Raw genomic sequence first — 23,676 nt, 5'->3', positions numbered from 1 at the left:
AATGAATGTTTGTTTGGGGAAAAATGCAAAAACAACGCATTTTTTTAATGAATGTAAAAAATGAGGGCAAGTTTGTAATTTTTGCGTTCACGCCTCCGGGGCTACCTATGCTACTTTTGAAACAGTTTGTAAGCCCGAAAAAACACTACTGCCAAGCTATGGAATTGATGAGAGAAGATGTGCTGATCCGCCTTGGATGGCACCACAAAATTGACCCAGATACTATCCTTTTGTTGAAGGCCGACTGCAACTATACCCAGGTTTATCTGGCTAATGGCACTATGATTTTATCGTCTACTACGTTGGGTATTCTACAAAAAAGATTGTCTGCCTACCAGTTTTTCAGACCCAACCGCTCAACGCTTATCAACCTTAATTATCTGGTCGATTTTGAAAAAGATACTGCTACTATCAAGCTGGCTAATAACGAACTCATACATATTTCGAGAAGGAGAACCAAGCAGGCCCGAAGAAGTATGAGACAATCAAACTAAGAACCTCTCTATTATTTATACTCACAATACAGCTATTGAATAAAATCTCTACCCCCATGAAAAAAGTATTTTTTACTACCCGGTTATTGCCATTCTTTGTAAAAAAGCAGATAGGATTTAGTGTAAAATTATTTTTGCTGATAATACTCTGGATTTGTGCAATTGATAAAACATCTGCCCAAACTTTAAATTTTATCCGGCAATCTACCGCTGGTTCTTCTTCGGATGAAGTGGTTGCGAAATCTATAGGTATTGATGCCGGTGATAATGTTTATCAGGTAGGATACTTTAAGGGTACAGCTACTTTTGGAACCACAACACTGACAAGTGCTGGTGCAGAAGATATTTTTATTGTTAAATATGATGCTTCGGGTAACTTTCAATGGGCTAAAAGGGCAGGAGGAACGGGAGTTGATAAAGCAAATGATATTGCGGTATCAGGCCTGGATATATATGTATCAGGCGAATTTAACGGAACGGCCAATTTTAATACTCCATCTGCTATTGGTAGTAATGAGATTGTCAGTGCCGGATCAACGGATATTTTTCTTGGCAAATATAATACTAGCGGTGAATTAGTATGGATAAAAAGAGCAGGTGGGAGTGGACAGGATTTAAGTAGAGGAGTAGCTATATCTGCCTCCAGACAGGATGTTTTTATAACAGGTGATTTTATTCTTACAGCCAACTTTAATACACCATCTGCTACCGGAAGTAACGAACTTGTAAGTGGAGGGGGGCTAGATGTATTTGTTGCTAAATTTAGTGCGGAAGGGGTTTATCAATGGAGTAGGAGAGCGGGGGGAACATCTCATGATTCTGGCAATAATATTGTATTAAATAATACTGACGTCTATATCACAGGCACTTTTGCAGGTACGGCTAACTTTAATTCACCTTCTACTAGTGGGAGCAACGAGATTACAAGTGCCGGGAGTTTTGATATTTTTATTGCTAAGTATAATCTATCAGGCGCATTGCAATGGGTACGAAGAGCAGGAGGGGCGAATGAAGATAAAAGTTCTGATATAGCGATACGGGGAAGCGATATATATATAGTGGGTATATTTAACAATACAGCTAATTTTAATACGCCATCTGCTTCAGGAAGCAATGAGATTGTAAGTAGTGGAGGGTCAGATGTTTTTGTAGCTAAATATAATTCATCAGGTGTCATACAATGGGCACGAAGAGCCGGAGGAAGATTTGATGATGAATGTTACGGCATCAGCACAGCTGGTACGAATATATTTATCACAGGTCGTTTTAATGAAACTGCCAATTTTAATACCCCGTCTGCCAGTGGAAGCAATGAAATTACTGCTGTTAGCAGTGATATTTTTTTTGCTAAATATAATACCAGTGGTGTTTTTCAATGGGCTAACAGAGCAGGGGGATTAGGGGAAGATTTCGGGAATGCCATTGTGGCATCTGATACCTATTTCTATTTTACCGGATATTTTACCGAAACTGCCAATTTTAATACTCCTTCTACCACCGGGACTAATGAACTGACAGCGGTTGGCGCTAAAGAATTCTTTCTGGCAAAATACAAAGATTTAACCTCAACTACTACTGCAATAACCACAGGTAACAATTCATCCAGTGTCGGGAGTAATGTGCAGTTTACGGCTCAGGTAGTGCCAAGTAGTGCAACAGGGACCGTCAACTTTAAAGAAGGCAATACTTTGTTAGGGGCAGGCACTCTGGATGGTCTTGGATATGCAAGATTCAATGTAAACGGATTCGATTTAGGTACACATACCATTACGGCTGAATATGTAGCTGATACTAATCATATTGCCAGTAAATCAAGTGGTTTATCGGTAGAAGTAATTGCTCTGACAGAGCCAAAGCTAAGTTTTATCCGGCAGACGGCTAGCACAGGTGCTTCAACTAATAAACATACAACCACGGATGCAACAGGTAATGTTTATGTAACGGGCCTTTTTAATGGAACACTTACCTTTGGCAATACTATATTGCAATCTGCAGGAGAAGAAGATATATTTATTGCTAAATACAATGCTGCAGGGGTGTTTCAGTGGGCTAAAAGAGCCGGAGGTACAGCTAATGACAATGGAAATAGTATTGCAATATCAGGCAACGACGTATATATAACTGGTATATTTAATGGCACTGCAAATTTTAATACGCCATCAGCCATTGGTACTAATGAAATCATCTCAGCAGGTTCAACCGACATCTTTCTTGCCAAATATGATGGTGATGGTAATTTTATCTGGGTTAAAAAAGCAGGTGGCACAAGTAGCGAATCATCAAAGAGTATCGCCGTATTAGGTAATGATTTGTATATAACAGGCGAGTTTCTTGGTACGTCTGATTTCAATACAACAGGAAATGCTGCTGGTAATATTCTTACGAGTGGAGGGTTTAATGATATATTTATTGCCCGATACAATTCTTCAGGAGAGTTACAATGGGTTAAAAAAGCAGGTGGATTGGGTGTTCAAACTAGTACAGATATAACAATATCTGGTACTGATGTATATATTACAGGGCATTTCTATGGTACATCTGATTTTAATACAACAGGAAATACTGCTGCTAATATTCTTACAAGTGCAGGAAGTGCTGATATATTTATTGCCAGATACAATTCCTCGGGCGAATTGCAATGGGTTAAAAAGGCAGGTGGAACAGGAGAGGATATAGGTAGAGGTATTGCAGTATCAGATACTGAGCTGTATGTTACAGGTTCATTCAGTGTGGTAGCAGATTTTAATACCTCTGGTAATTCTACCACCAATATCTTAACGTGCAATGGTAATACTGATATATTTGTGGCCAGATATGATACCTCTGGAGAGCTGCAATGGGTAAAAAGAGGTGGAGGAAGTGCATATGATAGTGGCTATGATATTGCCATTGTAAATAACAATGTATATGTTTTAGGTTTTTTCCAATATTCAGGAAATTTCAGTACTCCCTATATAAATGGAATTTATGAGATTATAAGTGCAGGTTCTGCAGATATTGTTATTGCCAGATATAATAACTCCGGAGAAGTTATCTGGTTGAAAAGAGCGGGGGGAACTGAATATGATAATCCTTATGGGATTGTTGGTTCAGGTAATAATATATATATCGCCGGGCTCTTTAGTGATACTGCCAACTTTAATACTCCGGCAAATCCAGGTAGTAATCAGTTAGTAGCAGCAGGTAGTTCAAATGGCTTTTTGGCTAAATATGATATTTCAGAAACCACTACCACCACCACCCTTACTTCCAACAACAACTCCGCGAGCTTGGGTGCTAATGTGCAACTCACTGCTACATTAACACCAAGCGGAGCTACAGGTACAGTAACATTTAAAGAGGGGAGTACTACGCTAGGCACAGCTACCTTAAGTAGTGGAGTGGCTAAATTCAATACAGATTTACTAACTGTGGGAACTCATAACATCACTGCTGAATACGCAGGAGATGGTAGTTATGCAGCTAGTACATCAAATGCTCTTTCACAGGTTGTTAATGCATTAAACACTCCTAGGCTGACTTTGATCCGGCAGTCAGCAGGTATTTCTTCTGGTAGTTCCACTTATGCAGAATCAGTAGCTACAGATGCCTTGGGTAATGTATATAAGACAGGTTATTTTAAAGAGATAGTTAATTTTGGCACTACAACCCTGACGAGTGTAGGAGGCGAAGACATTTTTCTTGTTAAATATAATGCCTCAGGCACAGTCTTGTGGGCAAAACGAGCCGGAGGGACAGGAAATGATCAGGGGGTTAATGTGGCGGTATCTGGCAGCTATGTTTATATAGTAGGAATATTTTTTAACACGGCCAATTTTAATACACCATCTGCATCCGGAAGTAATGAAATTATAAGTGCTGGTTCTTCTGATGCCTTTGTCGCGAAATTTGATGATTCAGGTAATTTTCAATGGGCAAAAAGAGCTGGTGGAACTGCCGGGGAAGAGGCCAGTGGACTGGCCATTTCCGGGAGTGATATCTATGTATCAGGTATAATGCAGGCAAAATCTAATTTTAATAATCCTTCGGCAACGGGTAGTAACGAGTTAATCAATTCAGGAGGTTCAAATTGTTTTCTGGCAAAATATAATAGCTCAGGTGATTTCCAGTGGGCAAGAAGAGGAGCAAGTACAAGCACTTATAACAGCAGTACATCAATAGCTGTATCAGGCACTAATGTTTATATTGCAGGTGTTTTTCAGGGGTCAAATAATTTTAATACGCCGTCATCCAGTGGTAGTAATGAGATTACCAGTGCCGGAAACGACGATATATTCATAGCTAATTTTACGACCTCCGGCGACATTCAGTGGGTCAGAAGAGGAGGAGGAACAGCAACTGATCGTATTTCCGCTATTGCAGTATATAATAACGATGTATACATAACAGGCCTTTTCAATGGTACAGCCAATTTCAATACACCCTCTGCCAGTGGGAGTAATGAGTTGGTAAGTGCAGGGGACAGCGATGGATTTATCGCTAAATACAGCAATACAGGTAGTATACAATGGTTAAAAAGATTCGGAGGAACAGGCATTGATGCCAGTACTAATATAGCTTTAACAAATACAACTATCTATCAGATAGGAATTGGTAGTTCTTTAGCCAACTTTAACACACCATCAGCTACAGGTATCAATGAGTTTTTATTTGGTTTATCCGATATGTTTTTGGCAGAATATAATCATTCCGGAGATTTACAAAAGATAAAAAGAATTGGGGGGGGATCCTCTCATCAGGAGGATATGGTAGTATCAGGCAATGATTTATACATAGTTGGCACCTTTAATACCGGTATTGCTTTTTATAACCTAGATGGTGTAGGCAGGGATCGGCTACGTGGAGTAAGCTTTTATGAATCCTTTTTAGTGAAATATGATATTTCAGCTTCACCAAGCACTACTACCCTCACCTCTAACAACAACCCCGCCAGTGTAGGTGCCAATGTACAATTAACAGCCACAGTTTTACCATCCTCGGCTACAGGCACTATTACCTTTAAAAATGGTGCGACTACCATAGGCTCAGCTACATTGAGTAGTGGCGTGGCAAAATTCAATACAACTTTACTCCCGGTAGGTACACATAGTATTACAGCCGGGTATAACGGTGATGATACCTATGCTGCCAGTATTTCGAGTACGGTTTCGCAAGAGGTAAATGCACTTACAGCACCAAATCTTGGTTTTATCAGGCAATCAGCCAATCTTAAAACTAATGGAACTGCATCATCCTTTAATAGTGCAACAGACGCTTCCGGAAATGTGTATATAACCGGTATTTTTTCGGAGACTCTTACATTAGGCGGCACAACGCTAAGAAGTGATGGAGGAAATGATATATTACTTGCCAAATATAATGCTGCTGGTGTGTTGCAATGGGCTAAAAGAGCGGGTGGCAATGGCAATGACGCAGGAATAAATATAGCAGTAGCGGGTACAGACGTATATATTATTGGGTATTTTGCTGGAACTGCCAATTTTAATACACCTTCAGCATCAGGTAGTAATGAGATTTCAAGTGCTGGGAATAATGATATCTTTATTGCCAAATACAATGCTTCAGGTGATATCCAGTGGGTAAAAAGAACTGGTGGAGGAGGCTATGATATGGGGAGTGCTATAACAGTATTGGGCTCTGATGTGTATATAGGGGGTAATTTTAACGGAACTATCAATTTTAATACACCATCGACCTCTGGTAGTAATGAGCTGACTAGTAGTGGTGGGTCTGATATATTTATAGCTAAATATACTAATTCAGGTGCTTTTCAATGGGCTAAAAGAGCCGGAGGCCTAAATGCCGATGAAGGTTATGCGTTAGCTGCTTCAGATACAGAGATATATTTTACTGGTATATTCAGTGAAACTGCCAATTTTAATACACCATCGGCTTCTGGTAGCAATGAATTGATAAGTGATGGAGGGTATGATGTTTTTGTTGCAAAGTACAGTTCTTCGGGTAATTTACAATGGCTTAAAAGAGCAGGTGGTAGTTCTGACGATGTTAGCAGTGCTATAGTGTGGTCTGGCACAGATATTTATTTAACAGGCTATTTTCTTTCAACTGCTAATTTTAATACGCCATCGGCTGCTGGAAGCAATGAGATTACTAGTATTGGAGGGCAAGACGCCTTTATTGCAAAATATAATCCTTCTGGTATTATACAATGGGCTAAAAGAGCAGGAGATACAAGTAATGATGTAGGGTATGCAATTACTACCTCAGGCGATAATATTTATATGTCCGGAAATTTTAGAGGTACAGCTAACTTTAATACGCCATCTGCTGATGGAAGCAATGAAATTACGAGTGTTTCGGGTAGTGATGTTTTTGTTGCTAAATATAATGATAGTGGTGTTTTTCAATGGGCTAAAAGATCAGGTAGTACAGGTAATGATTATGGCTGGGGTATTACTGCCTCAGGGACTAATATTTATGTAAGCGGAAGTTTTTCAGGTATATCTGATTTTAATACACCCACAGCTACAGGTAGTAATGAATTGAAAGCAGCGGGTCTTACAGAATTTTTTCTCGCAAATTATTCTGATATTAATATTCCAACTACCATAATCCTCACTTCAGACAGCAACCCTGCCAGTGTAGGAGCCAATGTTCAGTTTATGGCAACCTTATCGCCGAGCGCTGCTACAGGTACAGTTATTTTTAAAGAGGGGAATACAACTTTGGGCACAGCTACTTTAAGTAATGGCGTGGCCACTTTTACCACAAATACATTACTGGCAGGTACTCATTCAATTACAGCAGAGTATAGCGGAAATGGTACTTATGAGACCGGTACATCAAATGAACTTTTGCAAGTTATAAATTGTGTAAATCCAACTGATGTATCTGTTGATAATGCCAATATTTGCAGTGGGTCAAGCATAAACCTGACTGCCTCTTGTGCCACCGGAATAATAACCTGGTATAACCAAGCAACAGGGGGCTCTGAAATTGGAACAGGTTCAGGTCTAACGCAAAGTCCAATAGTAAATACTACTTATTATGCCAGTTGTAAAGATGGGAGTTGTGAGAGTGGCAGAGCAGCTACCAGTCAGGTAACTGTTAGTACGCCATCAGCCCCAACAATTACAGCATCAAATTCATTGACTGTATGTGCACCAAGCACTTTAACCTTAACAGCCAGCGGCTGTGCAGGAACAGTTACTTGGTCAACTGGTTCATCAGGCACAAGTCTGACAATTTCAAGCGTAGGTACTTATTCAATATCTGCCACTTGTACGGTCGGAAGTTGTACAAGCGTACCTAGTGAAACAATCACAGGTTTGCAAATTGTAACTCAGCCGTCAGCACCAACCATCACAGCACCGAATCCAAAAGTAGTGTGTGCGCCAAGTACTTTAACCTTAACAGCCAGCGGTTGTGCAGGAGCAGTAAACTGGTCAAATGGTTCTTCAGGTACGATTTTAACCCTATCAAGTGTGGGAACTTATTCAATCTCAGCTACTTGCACAGTTGGCGGTTGTACATCTCCTGCAAGCACAGCAGTAACAGGTTTGCAAATCATCACTCAACCATCAGTACCGACAATTACAGCACCGAATCCAAAAGTAGTGTGTGCACCAAGTACTTTAACGCTTACAGCCAGCGGATGCGCAGGAACAGTTACTTGGTCAACAGGTTCATCTGGCACAAGCCTGACGCTTTCTAGTGTAGGCACTTATTCTATCTCTGCTACTTGTACAGTTGGAAGTTGTACATCCCCTGCAAGCGCAGCCGTAACAGGATTACAAATCGTAACACAACCAAGTGCACCAACTATCACAGCGCCTAATCCAAAGGTAGTATGTGCGCCAAGCAGCTTGACTTTAACAGCTAGCGGTTGTGCAGGAACAGTCACTTGGTCAAATGGTTCATTAGGTACAAGTTTGACTCTTTCAAGTGTTGGCACATATAGTATTACAGCTACTTGTACAGTTGGTTCTTGTACTTCTCCTGCAAGCGCAGCAGTAACAGGTCTGCAAATAGTCAATCAACCGAGCGCGCCAACCATTACAGCACCGAATCAAAAAGTAGTTTGTTCACCAAGCACTTTAACTTTGACAGCCAGCGGTTGTGCCGGAACAGTGGATTGGTCGAATGGTTCATCGGGCACAAGTCTTACTCTTTCAATTGTAGGTACTTATGCCATCTCAGCTACTTGTACAGTTGGAAGTTGTACGAGTGTGCCTAGTTCAGCAGTGACAGGTTTGCAAATTGTTGCACCTCCAACTGTTAGCATTACAGGAAATATTAATTTATCTTGTAATACTACTTCAGTGACTCGAACTGCTAATGGCAGCGGAGTATCACCTACTTATCAATGGTCAGATGGGTTAGGAACTAATGCTTTAGCTACTATTACCTCACCAGGCACTTACACAGTTATTGTGACAGAAGCTAATAATTGCACAGCGACCGCCACCACCTCGGTAACCGTTGAAAGTTCAGTACCGAATGCACCAACAGTTACAGCCCCTACTACAAAAGTGGTTTGTTCACCAAGCACTTTAGTTTTAACTGCGAGTGGCTGTGCAGGAACGGTTATCTGGACAAATAATTCAACAGGCACAAGCCTGACTGTTTCAAGTGTGGGTACTTATACTATCTCAGCTACTTGTACAGTCGGAAGTTGCACTTCTCCTGCAAGCACAGCAGTAACAGGTTTGCAGGTTATAAGTCAACCATCAGCACCAACCATCACAGCACCCAATCCAAAAGTAGTCTGTGCTCCAAGCACTTTGACCTTAACAGCCAGTGGATGTGCAGGGGCAGTAACATGGTCAACAGGTTCAACAGGTACAAGTCTGACACTTTCAAGTATAGGTACTTATTCAATATCTGCTACTTGCACGGTTGAAAATTGTACTTCCCCTGCGAGTATAGCATTAACAGGTTTGCAGATTGTAACTCAACCATCTGCCCCAACAATCAATGCACCTACTACAAAAGTAGTTTGTTCACCAAGCACTTTAGTTTTAACTGCGAGTGGCTGTGCAGGAACAGTTAACTGGTCAACAGGTGCGACAGGTACAATTCTGACACTTTCAAGTGTAGGCACTTATTCCATCTCTGCTACTTGTACAGTTGGTTCTTGCACAAGTGTATCCAGTCCAACAGTGACAGGCTTACAAATTGTAGTACCTCCAACAGTCAGTATTACAGGGAATATTAACTTATCTTGTAATACTGCTTCTGTAACCAGAACTGCCAGTGGGAGTGGGGCATCACCTGCTTATCAATGGTCAAATGGCTTAGGTACTGATGCCACAGCTACTATTACCTCTGCTGGTACATATACAGTTACGGTAACTGGTGATAATGGCTGTACAGCAACGGCTACAACTTCAGTAATTGTTGAAAGTTCAATGCCGTCTGCCCCAACCATCACAGCACCGAATCCAAAAGTGGTGTGTGCGCCAAGTACTTTAACATTAATAGCAAGTGGCTGTGCAGGAACAGTCACTTGGTCAACAGGTGCAACTGGTACAAGTTTGGCGCTTTCAAGTGTAGGCACTTATTCTATTACGGCAACCTGTACAGTTGGTAGCTGTACTTCCCCCGCAAGTACCGCAGTGATAGGTTTGCAAATCATCACTCAACTATCAGCACCGACAATCACAGCACCGAATCCAAAAGTGGTGTGTGCGCCAAGTACTTTAACATTAATAGCAAGTGGCTGTGCAGGAACAGTCACTTGGTTAACAGGCGCAACTGGTACAAGTTTGGCGCTTTCAAGTGTAGGAACTTATTCTATTACGGCAACCTGTACAGTTGGCAGTTGTACTTCCGATGCGAGCGCAGCAGTAACAGGTTTACAAATCGTAACCCAACCATCAGCACCAATTATCACCGCGCCTAATTCAAAAGTAGTGTGTGCGCCAAGCACTTTAACGCTTACAGCCAGCGGATGCGCAGGAACAGTTAACTGGTCAACAGGCTCATCAGGCACAAGCCTGACGCTCTCTAGTGTGGGAACTTATTCAATCTCAGCTACTTGCACAGTTGGTGGTTGTACATCTCCTGCAAGCGCAACAGTGACAGGTTTGCAAATCATAACTCAACCATCAGCACCGACAATTACATCACCGAATCCAAAAGTAGTTTGTGCACCAAATATTTTAACATTGACAGCGAGCGGTTGTGCAGGCACAGTGAATTGGTCAACAGGAGCATCAGGCACAAGTCTGACCCTTTCAAATGTCGATACTTATTCGATAATTGCTACTTGTACGATTGGCAGTTGCACATCCCCTGCAAGCACAACTGTCGCAGGCTTACAGATTGTCACTCAACCAAGTGCACCAACGATTACAGCGCCTAATCTAAAAGTAGTGTGCTCGCCAAGTACTTTAACCTTGACAGCCAGCGGATGCGCAGGAACAGTTAACTGGTCAACAGGTGCGATAGGTACAAGTCTGACACTTTCAAGTGTAGGCACTTATTCCATCTCTGCTACTTGTACAGTTGGTTCTTGCACAAGTGTATCCAGTCCAACAGTGACAGGTTTACAAATCGTTACACCGCCAACTGTCACTATTTCAGGGAATATTAACTTATCTTGTACTACTGCTTCTGTAACCAGAACTGCTAGTGGGAGTGGCATATTGCTAACTTATCAATGGTCAAATGGTTTGGGTACTAATGCCATAGCTACTATTACCTCTGCGGGTACTTATACTGTTACTGTAACAGGCGCCAATAATTGCACAGCTATTGCCACAACTTCAGTTACTGTTGAGAGCACCGTTCCTGATGCACCAACCATCACAGCGCCTAATCCAAAAGTAGTCTGCGCACCAGGCACTTTAACCTTAACAGCCAGCGGTTGTGCAGGAACAGTTAATTGGTCAAATGGTTCATCAGGTACAAGTCTTACACTTTCGAGTGTAGGCACTTATTCAATAACTGCTACTTGTACGGTTGGCAGTTGTACTTCTCCTGCAAGTACGGCCGTAACAGACTTACAAATCGTTAGCCAACCATCTGCTCCAACCATTACCGCACCTAATCCAAAAGTAGTTTGCTCACCAGGCACTTTGACTTTAATAGCCAGCGGTTGTGCAGGAACAGTGAACTGGTCGAATGGTTCATCAGGTACAAGTCTGACACTTTCATCTGTAGGGACTTATTCTATCTCTGCTACTTGTACTGTTGGTTCTTGTGCAAGTGTAGCTAGCACGGCAGTAACAGGTTTGCAAATAGTCACTCAACCGAGTGCACCTACGATTACAGCGCCTAATCCAAAAGTAGTATGTGCGCCAAGCACTTTAACCTTAACAGCCAGCGGTTGTGCAGGAACAGTTACTTGGTCAAATGGTTCGTCTGGCACAAGTCTGACACTTTCGAGTGTGGGCACTTATTCAATAACTGCTACTTGTACAGTTGGAATTTGTACTTCCCCTGCAAGCTCAGCAGTAACAGGTTTGCAAATAGTTACTCAACCGAGCGCGCCAACAGTTACCTCACCTAATCCAAAAGTAGTGTGTGCGCCAGGTACTTTAACCTTAACAGCCAGTGGTTGTGCAGGAACAGTGGCTTGGTCGAATGGTTCATCAGGCATAAGTCTGACACTTTCGAGTGTGGGAACATATAGCATTTCAGCTACTTGTACAGTTGGAAGTTGTACTTCCCCTGCTAGCGCAGCAGTAACAGGCTTACAAATAGTCACTCAACCGAGTGCGCCAACCATCACAGCGCCTAATCCAAAAGTAGTGTGTGCGCCAGGTACTTTAACCTTAACAGCCAGTGGTTGTGCAGGAACAGTGACTTGGTCGAATGGTTCATCAGGCATAAGTCTGACACTTTCTAGCGTAGGCACTTATTCTATCACTGCTACTTGTACAGTTGGCAATTGTACTTCTCCTGCAAGCGCAGTTGTGACAGGCTTACAAATCTTAAGTCAACCATCAGCACCAACAATTACAGCACCTAATCCAAAAGTAGTTTGCGCACCAAGCACTTTGACTTTAATAGCCAGCGGTTGTACAGGAACAGTTAACTGGTCGAATGGTTCAACAGGTACAAGTTTAGTTTTATCAAGTGTTGGTACTTATAGTATTACCGCTACTTGTACAGTTGGCAGTTGTACTTCCCCTGCAAGTACAGCCGTAACAGGCTTACAAATAGTCACTCAACCATCAGCACCAATTATAACAGCGCCGAACCCAAAAGTAGTGTGTGCACCAAGTACATTGACTTTAAAGGCTAGCGGCTGTGCAGGAGCAGTGAATTGGTCAACAGGTGCATCAGGTTCAAGCCTTACCCTTTCAAGTGTGGGTACCTATAGTATTACTGCTACATGTACAGTTGGAAGTTGTACGAGTATAGCTAGTACGACCGTAACAGGTTTGCAAATAGTAAGTCAACCATTAGCCCCGACTATCACAGCACCCAATCCAAAAGTAGTGTGTGCACCAAGTACTTTAACACTGACAGCCAGTGGTTGTGCAGGGACAGTTAATTGGTCGAATGGGTCATCAGGTACAAGCCTAAGCCTCTCAAGTGTAGGCACTTATTCTATCTCTGCTACTTGTACTGTTGGTTCTTGTACAAGTGTAGCTAGCACGGCCGTAACAGGTTTGCAAATAGTCAATCAACCAAGTGCCCCAACGATTACAGCACCAAATCCAAAAGTAGTATGTGCGCCAAGTACATTGACTTTAACGGCGAGCGGCTGTGCAGGAACAGTAACTTGGTCGAATAGCTCATCGGGCACGAGTCTGACGCTTTCGAGTGTGGGAACATATAGCATTTCAGCTACTTGTACGGTCGGAAGTTGTACAAGCGTACCTAGTGAAACAATCACAGGCTTGCAAATTGTAAGTCAGCCATCCGCCCCAACGATTACAGCGCCTAATCCAAAAGTAGTGTGTGCGCCAAGCACTTTAACCTTAACAGCCAGCGGTTGTGCAGGAACAGTGACTTGGTCTAATGGTTCATCAGGTACAAGCCTTACTCTTTCAAGTGTCGGTACTTATTCAATAACTGCTACTTGTACAGTTGGCAGTTGTACATCCCCTGCAAGCACAGCTGTAACAGGTTTGCAAATAGTCACTCAACCGAGTGCACCTACGATTACAGCGCCTAATCCAAAAGTAGTTTGTGCGCCAAGTACGTTGACTTTAACGGCGAGCGGATGCGCAGGAACTGTTAATTGGTCAACAGGAGCATCAGGTACAGGTTTGACTCTTTCAAGCGTAGGCACTTATTCTATCTCTGCTACTTGTACAGTTGGTTCTTGTACGAGTGTTGCTAGTAGTGTTATAACAGGTTTGCAAATAGTCACTCAACCATCTGCTCCAACCATTACCGCGCCGAATCCAAAAGTAGTCTGTGCACCAAACACTTTAACGCTGACAGCAAGCGGCTGTGCAGGAACTGTGAACTGGTCAACAGGAGCAGCAGCAACAAGTTTAGTTTTATCAAGCTTAGGTACTTATAGTATTTCAGCAACCTGTACAGTAAGTAGTTGTACATCTTCGATAAGTCAGACTGTAACAGGTCTGCAGATTATTGCTCAACCATCTGCGCCAACCATTACGGCACCAACACCAAAAGTAGTTTGTGCACCTAATACATTGACTTTAACTGCCAGTGGATGTGGTGGAATTGTAAACTGGTCGAATGGCGGAAGTGGCACAAGTATCACACTTTCAAGTGTAGGTACTTATAGCATTACGGCGACCTGTACATTGGGAAGTTGCACTTCTCCATCTAGCAATGCTGTAACAGGTTTACAGATTGTTAATCAACCATCAGCACCAAACATAACTGCCCCTAATCCAAAAGTAGTATGTGCGCCAAATACATTAACTTTAACAGCCAGTGGCTGTGGAGGAACTGTAAACTGGTCGAATGGTGGAAGTGGCACAAGTATCACACTTTCATCAGTTGGAACTTATAGCATCACAGCAACTTGTACAGTAGGTAGTTGTACTTCCCCTGCAAGTACTGCAGTGACAGGTCTACAGATTATTTCACAACCATCTGCGCCAACCATTACAACTCCTAATTCAAAAGTAGTGTGTGCACCAAATACATTGACTTTGACAGCGAGCGGTTGTGGAGGAACAGTGAACTGGTCGAATGGTGGAAGTGGCACAAGTCTGACACTTTCATCGGTGGGAACTTATAGTATTACAGCAACTTGTACAGTGGACAGTTGTACATCTCCAGCAAGTTTAGCAGTTACGGATTTGCAGATTTTTACCCAACCGTCTGCACCAACCATTACCGCCCCCAATCCAAAAGTAGTATGTTCACCAGGCACCTTAACTTTAACAGCTAGTGGATGTGGTGGAACTGTCAACTGGTCGAATGGTGGAAGTGGTACAAGTCTCACGCTTTCTTCGGTGGGAACTTATAGTATTACAGCCACTTGTACAGTGGGCAGTTGTATATCCCCTGTAAGTCAGGCTGTAACAGGTTTGCAAATTGTTGCTCAACCATCTACGCCAACCATTACAGCCCTTAATTCAAAAGTAGTATGTGCACCAAATACATTGACTTTAACAGCCAGTGGATGTGCAGGCACAGTAAACTGGTCGAATGGTGGAAGTGGCACAAGTATTACACTTTCAAGTGTAGGAACTTATAGCATTACAGCAACCTGTACGGTGGGAACTTGTACTTCTCTTACAAGTCAGGCAGTAACAGGATTACAAATTGTAGCACCACCAACGGTTATCATTACAGGAAATATTAATTTATCATGTAATATTGCTTCGGTGACAAGAACAGCTAATGGGAGCGGGGTAACACCTACCTACCAATGGTCAAATGGATTAGGTACCGATGCCACAGCTACTATTAGTACTCCAGGAACCTATACAGTTACGGTAACTGGTGATAATGGATGTACAGCAACGGCTACAACTTCTGTAACTGTTGAAAGTTCTGTGCCGTCTGCACCAACTATCACAGCTCCTAATCCAAAAGTAGTTTGTGCACCAAATACATTGACCTTAACAGCCAGTGGTTGTGCAGGAACTGTAAACTGGTCGAATGGTGGAAGTGGCACAAGTATCACACTTACAAATGTGGGTACTTATAGCATTACAGCTATTTGTACTGTTGGCAGTTGTACTTCTCCTTCAAGTACAGCTGTGACTGGTCTACAAATTATCACTCAACCAGCAGCCCCCACAGTAAATGCACCGAATCCAAAAGTAGTGTGTTCGCCAAACACACTTATATTAACCGCTAGCGGATGTAGGGGAGGAGTCAATTGGTCAAATGGCTCTTCAGGTACAAGCCTGATGCTTTCAAGTGTAGGCACCTATTCAATTTCTGCTACTTGTACAGTTGGCAATTGTACTTCTCCTGCAAGTACTACAGTGACAGGCTTACAAATTGTTAATCAACCGTCTGCTCCAACAATTACTGCACCGAATCCAAAAGTAGTATGTGCACCAGGCACACTTACATTAACGGGAAGTGGCTGTGCAGGAACAGTAACTTGGTCAACAGGCGCAATAGGCACAAGCCTGACACTTTCAAGTATAGGCACATATAGCATTACAGCTACTTGTACAGTTGGAATTTGTACTTCCCCTGCAAGCACAGCAGTAACAGGCTTACAAATAGTTTCTCAACCGAGCGCGCCAATCATCACAGCACCTAATCCAAAAGTAGTGTGTGCACCAAGTACTTTAACACTGACAGCCAGCGGCTGTGCAGGAACAGTGACTTGGTCGAATGGTTCATCAGGTACAAGCCTTACTCTTTCAAGTGTGGGCACTTATTCTATCACAGCTACTTGTACAGTTGGAAGTTGTACAAGTGTAAATAGTACAGCAGTAACAGGCTTACAAATAGTCACTCAACCGAGTGCTCCAACGATTACCGCACCTAATCCAAAAGTAGTGTGTGCGCCAAGCACTTTAACCTTAACAGCTAGCGGCTGTGCAGGAATAGTGACATGGTCAACAGGAGCAACAGGCACAAGTCTTACTCTTTCAAGTGTAGGAACTTATTCAATAACTGCTACATGTACAATTGGCAGTTGTACTTCCTCTGCAAGCACAGCAGTAACAGGTTTGCAAATAGTCACTCAGCCGAGCGCACCAACTATCACAGTACCTAGTCCAAAAGTAGTGTGTGCACCAAGCACTTTAACATTGACAGCGAGTGGATGTGCTGGAACAGTTAACTGGTCAACAGGAGCAACAGGCACAAGTTTAGTTTTATCAAGTGTTGGTACTTATTCGATTTCAGCTACTTGTACAGTTGGAAGCTGTACATCCCCTGCAAGCACAGCTGTAACAGGTTTGCAAATAGTCACTCAACCAGCCGCCCCAACCATCACAGCACCGAATCCAAAAGTAGTTTGTGCGCCAAGTACTTTACTCTTGACAGCTAGCGGATGCGCAGGGACAGTGACATGGTCAAATGGTTCTTCAGGTACAAGTCTGACACTTTCATCTGTAGGCACTTATTCAATAACTGCTACTTGTACTGTCGGTAGTTGTATTTCTCCTGCAAGCACAGCTGTAACAGGCTTACAAATCGTCACTCAACCGAGTGCGCCAACCATCACAGCGCCTAATCCAAAAATAGTCTGTTCGCCAAGTACATTGACTTTAACGGCGAGCGGCTGTGCAGGAACAGTGACTTGGTCAACAAGTTCATCTGGTACAAGTCTGACACTTTCGAGTGCGGGAACATATAGCATTTCAGCTACTTGTACAGTAGGCAGTTGTACTTCCCCTGCAAGTGCTGAGGTAACAGGTTTACAAATCGTCGCTCAACCGAGTTCGCCAATTATCGCAGCACCGAATCCAAAAGTAGTCTGCGCACCAAGTACTTTAACTTTAACAGCCAGCGGTTGTGCAGGTACAGTTAACTGGTCGAATGGTTCAACAGGTACAAGTCTTACTCTTTCAAGTGTCGGTACTTATTCAATAACTGCTACTTGTACTGTTGGTAGTTGTACTTCTCCTGCAAGTACGGCCGTAACAGGCTTACAAATAGTCACTCAACCGAGTGCTCCAACGATTACCGCACCTAATCCAAAAGTAGTGTGTGCGCCAAGCACTTTAACCTTAACAGCCAGTGGTTGTGCAGGAACAGTGAACTGGTCAAATAGTTCGTCGGGCACAAGTCTGATACTTTCGAGTGTGGGCACTTATTCTATCTCAGCTACTTGTACAGTTGGCAGTTGTACATCTCCTGCAAGTACTGCAGTGACAGGTTTGCAAATAGTCACTCAACCATCAGCCCCAACCATTACCGCACCTAATCCAAAAGTAGTGTGTGCGCCAAGCACTTTAACTTTAACAGTCAGCGGTTGTGCAGGAACAGTGACTTGGTCAACAAGTTCATCAGGTACAAGTCTGACACTTTCATCTGTAGGTACTTATTCTATCTCTGCTACTTGTACCGTAGGCAATTGTACGAGTGTACCTAGCACTACTGTAACAGGTTTGCAAATAGTCACTCAACCAAGCGCGCCAACCATTACCGCACCGAATCCAAAAGTAGTCTGCGCACCAAGTACTTTAACTTTAACAGCCAGCGGTTGTGCAGGAACAGTTAACTGGTCGAATGGTTCAACAGGTATAAGTTTAGTTTTATCAAGTGTTGGTACTTATAGTATTACCGCTACTTGTACAGTAGGCAGTTGTACCTCCCCTGCAAGCACAGCAATAACAGGTTTACAAATTGTTAGCCAACCAAGTGCTCCAACGATTACGACACCCAATCCAAAAGTGGTCTGTGCGCCAAGTACATTGACTTTAACAGCGAGCGGATGCGCAGGAACGGTTAACTGGTCAACAGGAGCATCAGGCACAAGCCTTACCCTTTCAAGTGTGGGTACCTATAGTATTACTGCTACATGTACAGTTGGCAGTTGTACTTCCCCTGCAAGTACAGCCGTAACAGGCTTACAAATAGTCACTCAACCATCAGCACCAATTATAACAGCGCCGAACCCAAAAGTAGTTTGTGCACCAAATACTTTAACATTGACAGCGAGTGGTTGTACAGGAACAGTGACTTGGTCGAATAGTGCATCAGGTACAAGTCTGACACTTTCATCTGTAGGTGCTTATTCTATCTCTGCTACTTGTACAGTTGGCTCTTGTACGAGCGTTGCTAGCGCAGCAGTAACAGGCTTACAAATAGTCACTCAACCGAGTGCGCCAACCATCACAGCACCTAATCCAAAGGTAGTTTGTGCGCCAAGTACGTTGACTTTAACGGCGAGCGGATGCGCAGGAACTGTTAACTGGTCAACAGGAGCATCAGGTACAAGTATGACACTTTCGAGTGTAGGTACTTATAGTATAAGCGCTACTTGTACAGTTGGTTCTTGCACAAGTGTCGCAAGCGCTGCTGTTACGGGTCTGCAAATTGTTACTCCACCAAATGCTCAGGCTAGTAATACTGGCCCTTATGCTATTGGTCAGACTATTCAATTAAATGCTTCTGGCGGCACCTCTTATAGTTGGGCAGGACCAGCTTCATTTACCAGTTCGATTCAAAACCCTGTTATCCCCAATGCTATAGCGGATAATGGTGGAGTCTATACAGTTACTGTTTCTAACAATGCTTGCTCTGCTACGGCTACTACCCAGGTTATTGTCAGTGGAATAGACCCTTGTGTGCAGGTAGTTGATTTGCAGTATGTAAAATCAGGAGACCCTTATCAGAATATGTTCTCATTAAAAGATGGCATGGTTATCCAGCAGGTTCCTGAACAAGTCTCAATTATTGCCAAGCCGATATGTCCGACTATTTCAATCGGCAGTGTTGATTTAACCATCACAGGCCCTGAAATTAACTGGACTATCTTACAGAATGTAGAACCTTATGCGGTCTTTGACAACCTGGGCGTTAATGTGTATGGTCGTAATCTGATTCCCGGTACCTATACTATGACCGTAACAGGCTATGCAGAGGATAACCGGGTAGGGGGTACAGTCTATGGTCCTGTGGTGACAACCTTTACAGTGGTGGGCACAATGGCCGTGATTCATGCACCGACTGTTCCTAACAACCGTTTGTGTGCAGGCAGTACGGTTGATGTGACCTTTGCAACAACAGGCTCATTTGATTCAAGTAACCTCTTCAAGATTCAGTTATCAGATTCAACGGGCGGATTTACTAATCCAGTTGTGATAGGGACGACTACAGCAGCCGGAACAATTACCAGCCAGCTGCCACAGAATCTTTCAGCAACCGGGAAATATCTGATTCGGGTAGCTTCCTCTAATCAAGTGGTTGCCAGTAACCCGACTATGCAATACTTGTCGGTTACCCCAGCAACAAAGAATCTGACAGCTGATATTAATACAGGGACTGTCACCGAACAGGCATCCGTACAGATTAACGCAGATAACAAGATTACTTCTCCGGCCAATGTAACATACAATGCAGGGAAGGCTATTATATTGAATCCGGGATTTGAATCAAGAGAAGGAAGTGTCTTTAAAGCGCAGATTCAGGGGTGCAATAATTGATATGAAAGCGTAACGTTTTTTTCTGATGCAATTCAAAAGACAGAGTTTAGTGATTTTTATCTTGCTAAATTCTGTCTTTATAATGTGTAATGACACTCTAAGAATGCAGACGACATTGCAGACGAATTTCTTTTACTAATCTTAACTTATCTTACTTTTTTCTTGTGTCAAGAAAGTGTAATTAGCTGATAGTTAGTATGATTAAGTAAGGATAAGTTGTAAAGAAAAAGAAAGTTATGTGTCCCGGCGAGGTCACTCTTTAATGGAATATAAGTTTCCTGACCTTTAGATGCGGGCGCGACGCGTAGTCCGGTACGCGCAGTCGAGGTCACAAACTTAAGACATTCAATTATTCCACTCCGAAGGGTATTTACCGAATGTTTCAAAGAACATTTTTGAGAAGTAGGATAAATTTTCAAAACCTACCTGATAGCCTACATCTGATACACTGACCGATTTGTTCTGCAAGAGTATGGCTGCTTTTTGTAACCGATAGTTACGTATAAATTCAATGATATTCTGGTCGGTAATGGCTTTTAGCTTACGGCGCAATTGTCCGGCAGTCATATTCACTTCATCAGCCAGCTGATTGGTATTGAAATCAGTGTTTTGTAGATTTCTGTCAATGATGTCATAAAGTTTTTGCAAAAACTGTTCATCCAAGCTCATGAGTTTCGCTTCATTCACAGGCAATGGTGCAACAATAGTCTGACTGTATTTTTGTTGAAGTGTTTGCCTGATATTAATCAGATTTCTTACTCTGGTTTGTAGCTCCTCTGTATTAAATGGCTTAGCCAGATAATCATCGGCTCCTAATTCAAGGCCTTCCAATCGGTCTTCAAGTGCGGCACGGGCTGTCAGCATAATTACCGAAATATGATTAGTACGAATATCAGATTTAACCAGTTTACAGAATTCAAAACCATCAAGCCTGGGCATCATCAGATCACAAATCACTAAATCGGGGATAAACGCTAATGCTTTTTCGTAGCCATCTTGCCCATCAATAGCTTCTATAATCTGATACGACAACTCAAAGTGGCTTCTGATGTAAGCTCGTAAATCTTCATTGTCTTCAATAATCAATAAAATTGGTTGTTCGGTATCAATCGGTTTTTCAATAGCTTTTGGGTTACTATTCTTGCCATTGACTACAATGATTTCAGCTTTTGCTTTTTCATCGTCATTAGTAGGTCCTGGCTCCTGACTGATGAATTCCTGCCATGTCGATTTATCGGTGGGTATAGTTATCGTAAAGGTTGTGCCCACTGATATCTTACTTTCTACCTGTATTTTGCCTTTCAGCACATCTACCAGTTCTTTTACTAATGCCAGTCCAATACCTGTGCCTTCATAATTACGGGTATAGCTTTTGAGAGAGGTACTATCTTCTACCTGATAGAAACGGTCGAAAATAAATGGGAGTCGTTCTGTCTCTATACCAATGCCTGAATCTTGTATATTAATAGTAAAATCTTTGTCGGAATAGCTGGTTTTAACGGCAATTTTGCCTTTTTCAGGGGTAAACTTAAAGGCATTGGATAATAAATTACTGACAATTTTTTCGAGCTTATCAGCATCAAAACACGCTATATATGTGTTAATAGACCTATCATATTCAAAGCTGATATTTTTGCTTTGCGCAAGTGATTCGAAAGAGGCTTCCAGATGCCTGATAAAGGCTGCCAGGTCTCCTTCTTGTATCTGAGGCTTCATTTTCCCGGCTTCCAGTTTCGATAAATCCAATATCTGATTAATCAAATTCTGTAGTCTTACCAGATTACGTTGCATTACACCAAACATTGGTTCGTTTGGATATTTTTTACTGAAATCAGATAAAGGAGCAGACAATAGTGTAAGAGGTGTGCGGAACTCATGCGAGATGTTGGCAAAGAAGCGGGTTTTGAGTATGTCCAGTTCGCTCAGTCTCTCAGCTTCTTTGAGTTCAAATGAGAGTTGTTGCGCTAGCTTATTTCTTTTTAGTCGCTGGTAATTATAAATATAGTAAGCACCCACAATGACGACTATAAGTAACAGAGAAATAAATAATATCCAGAAGCGCGAATTTTCTGCCTGCTCATTAGCCAAATCGGCCTGAAGTTTAAATTTTTCGGATTCAAACCTGGCTGATGCCTCATTAGTCACTACTTTTAGTTCATGCTTATTTAATTCTGATGTCACCTGATTGTATAATTCCTGGAAATGGAAGGCACTTTTATAATCTCCCAGAAGTGTATCGGCAACCATCCGGTTCTTATATATAACTTTCAAGGCATAATTAATGGTAGCATTATCATTACTTTTATTATATACCCTCAACTCATTCATGGCTTTATTGTAGAGGTCATTTACCTTCTCCCGGTTATATCTTAGTCCCTCTATCAGACAAAGATTTCCAAAAACTTTGGCAATGTCGTCGGCACCATCAGGGGTGTAGTGCAATCTGTATTGTAGTTCTTTCAGAAAGTAAGGTTCGGCTTCCAGTGGATTTGGATAGTGGTTAAGAATTATCTCGCCGATATTACCACTAAGTGAGCCTATTCTGACACTGTCTTTCTTTAAACGAACCTGTGCTATACCAAGTTTATTGTACCTGATGGCTTCAGCATATTGTCCCTTTTCAACCAGACATTTGGCAATATTCCTGTAAAGAAGTATTCGTTGAACATCAATCGGGGTTTTATAAACATATTTTTCAGCTTCTCGCAGATAGACGAGCGCCAGGTCGTAATCATTTACTCTGTCATAATAGTAAGAACCCAAAGTAGATAACTTGTTTGCTGCAAACAATACCTTATCATAACCGAGTTTCCGGTATAATAAATCGGCAGAAAGAAAATGTGTGATAGTTTTAGCAGATTGCTTGCGTTCGTAGTAAGAAACAACACCCATGCTATATTCAATATTTGCCTGAAACATTTCAGTAAGAGGACTAAAAGGCTGCTTTTTGAGTGCTAATTGCAGATTTTTAAAATCTTCATAAAGGTTTTTTCTTCTCTTTTGTGTAGCGAGATAATAGCTCCTTTTTAAATAATCAGCAAAAATTTCTAACAATGGGTCTTTGGTTTTAAACGCATAGTCTTTTATGATTTCTATATCAGCAAATACAGTAAGACTATCTGCCGTATCATGCATTAAAACCTGCCTTACTTCTAAGCTGTCGAATCGGGTCTGCCCTTTTAAAAGCAAATAATTGCTTACACTTTTTTGCCCTGACGAAGGCATGGGAAGCATTGCTGATATAACCAAAGAAAAAAGCAGATTAACAAAAACAACAGCAAGACGCATGAGTTTGAAAGAATTACGTTTGGGTTAAATTCAGACCTTAGGATAGCACTCTACAAATATAATTAGAATGCAAAGTGTTGGGGCCTATACGTAAATGAATAAATCTTATTCATTAGTTGAGCCTCTCGATAGCCATTTTTTACTTTCCTACTACTGGTAATACCAATTGGCTGCAATAAATTCTTTTGAGCCAAACAAGCGAAAGAAAGCAGTTGTATAAAGAAAATTCTAATCAACATATAAGTTTCAATACCAAAGTTAAGCATAGAAACCAGGAATTGAAAAAAATAAGGACATGAGTTATTGAGTGGTAAAAACCTGCAAAAATACCCTTGAAACTACCCAAAAATGACAGAATATAAAAAATGAGCTATAGAATAGCAATTTTGAGTTAGCCCTTACAGCCTGTTTCAGACTAGTTTTGA

3 protein-coding genes are annotated in these 23,676 nt (G+C 42.0%); 2 read left to right on the top strand and 1 reads right to left on the bottom strand.

Annotated features, from left to right (window positions below; translation table 11 throughout):
* The first annotated feature begins 47 nt into the window (after nucleotides 1-47).
* Nucleotides 48-494, top strand: a complete 447-nt coding sequence (locus tag D0T08_RS04060) for a LytTR family DNA-binding domain-containing protein (RefSeq protein WP_158561186.1) — start codon at nucleotides 48-50, stop codon at nucleotides 492-494.
* 56 nt (nucleotides 495-550) lie between these two features.
* Entirely contained in the window at nucleotides 551-19,963 is a 19,413-nt protein-coding gene (locus tag D0T08_RS04055; protein ID WP_116981292.1) for an Ig-like domain repeat protein, read from the top strand.
* 345 nt (nucleotides 19,964-20,308) lie between these two features.
* Here the strand turns inward: D0T08_RS04055 and D0T08_RS04050 are convergent, their stop codons facing one another.
* Nucleotides 20,309-23,251: an ATP-binding protein gene (locus D0T08_RS04050; protein ID WP_116981291.1), complete on the bottom strand. Its 2,943-nt coding sequence runs from the start codon at nucleotides 23,249-23,251 to the stop codon at nucleotides 20,309-20,311.
* Nucleotides 23,252-23,676: the final 425 nt, after the last annotated feature.

Source organism: Emticicia sp. C21 (genome assembly GCF_003418935.1).
Taxonomy (GTDB): Bacteria; Bacteroidota; Bacteroidia; order Cytophagales; family Spirosomataceae; genus Emticicia.
This window is presented reverse-complemented; position numbering and strand designations above follow the sequence as displayed.

Excerpts from the sequence above, each read along its gene's own strand:
- D0T08_RS04060 (WP_158561186.1), top strand. The coding sequence starts at position 48 with ATGAATGTAAAAAATGAGGGCAAGTTTGTAATTTTTGCGTTCACGCCT.
- D0T08_RS04055 (WP_116981292.1), top strand. The coding sequence starts at position 551 with ATGAAAAAAGTATTTTTTACTACCCGGTTATTGCCATTCTTTGTAAAA.
- D0T08_RS04050 (WP_116981291.1), bottom strand. The coding sequence starts at position 23,251 with ATGCGTCTTGCTGTTGTTTTTGTTAATCTGCTTTTTTCTTTGGTTATA.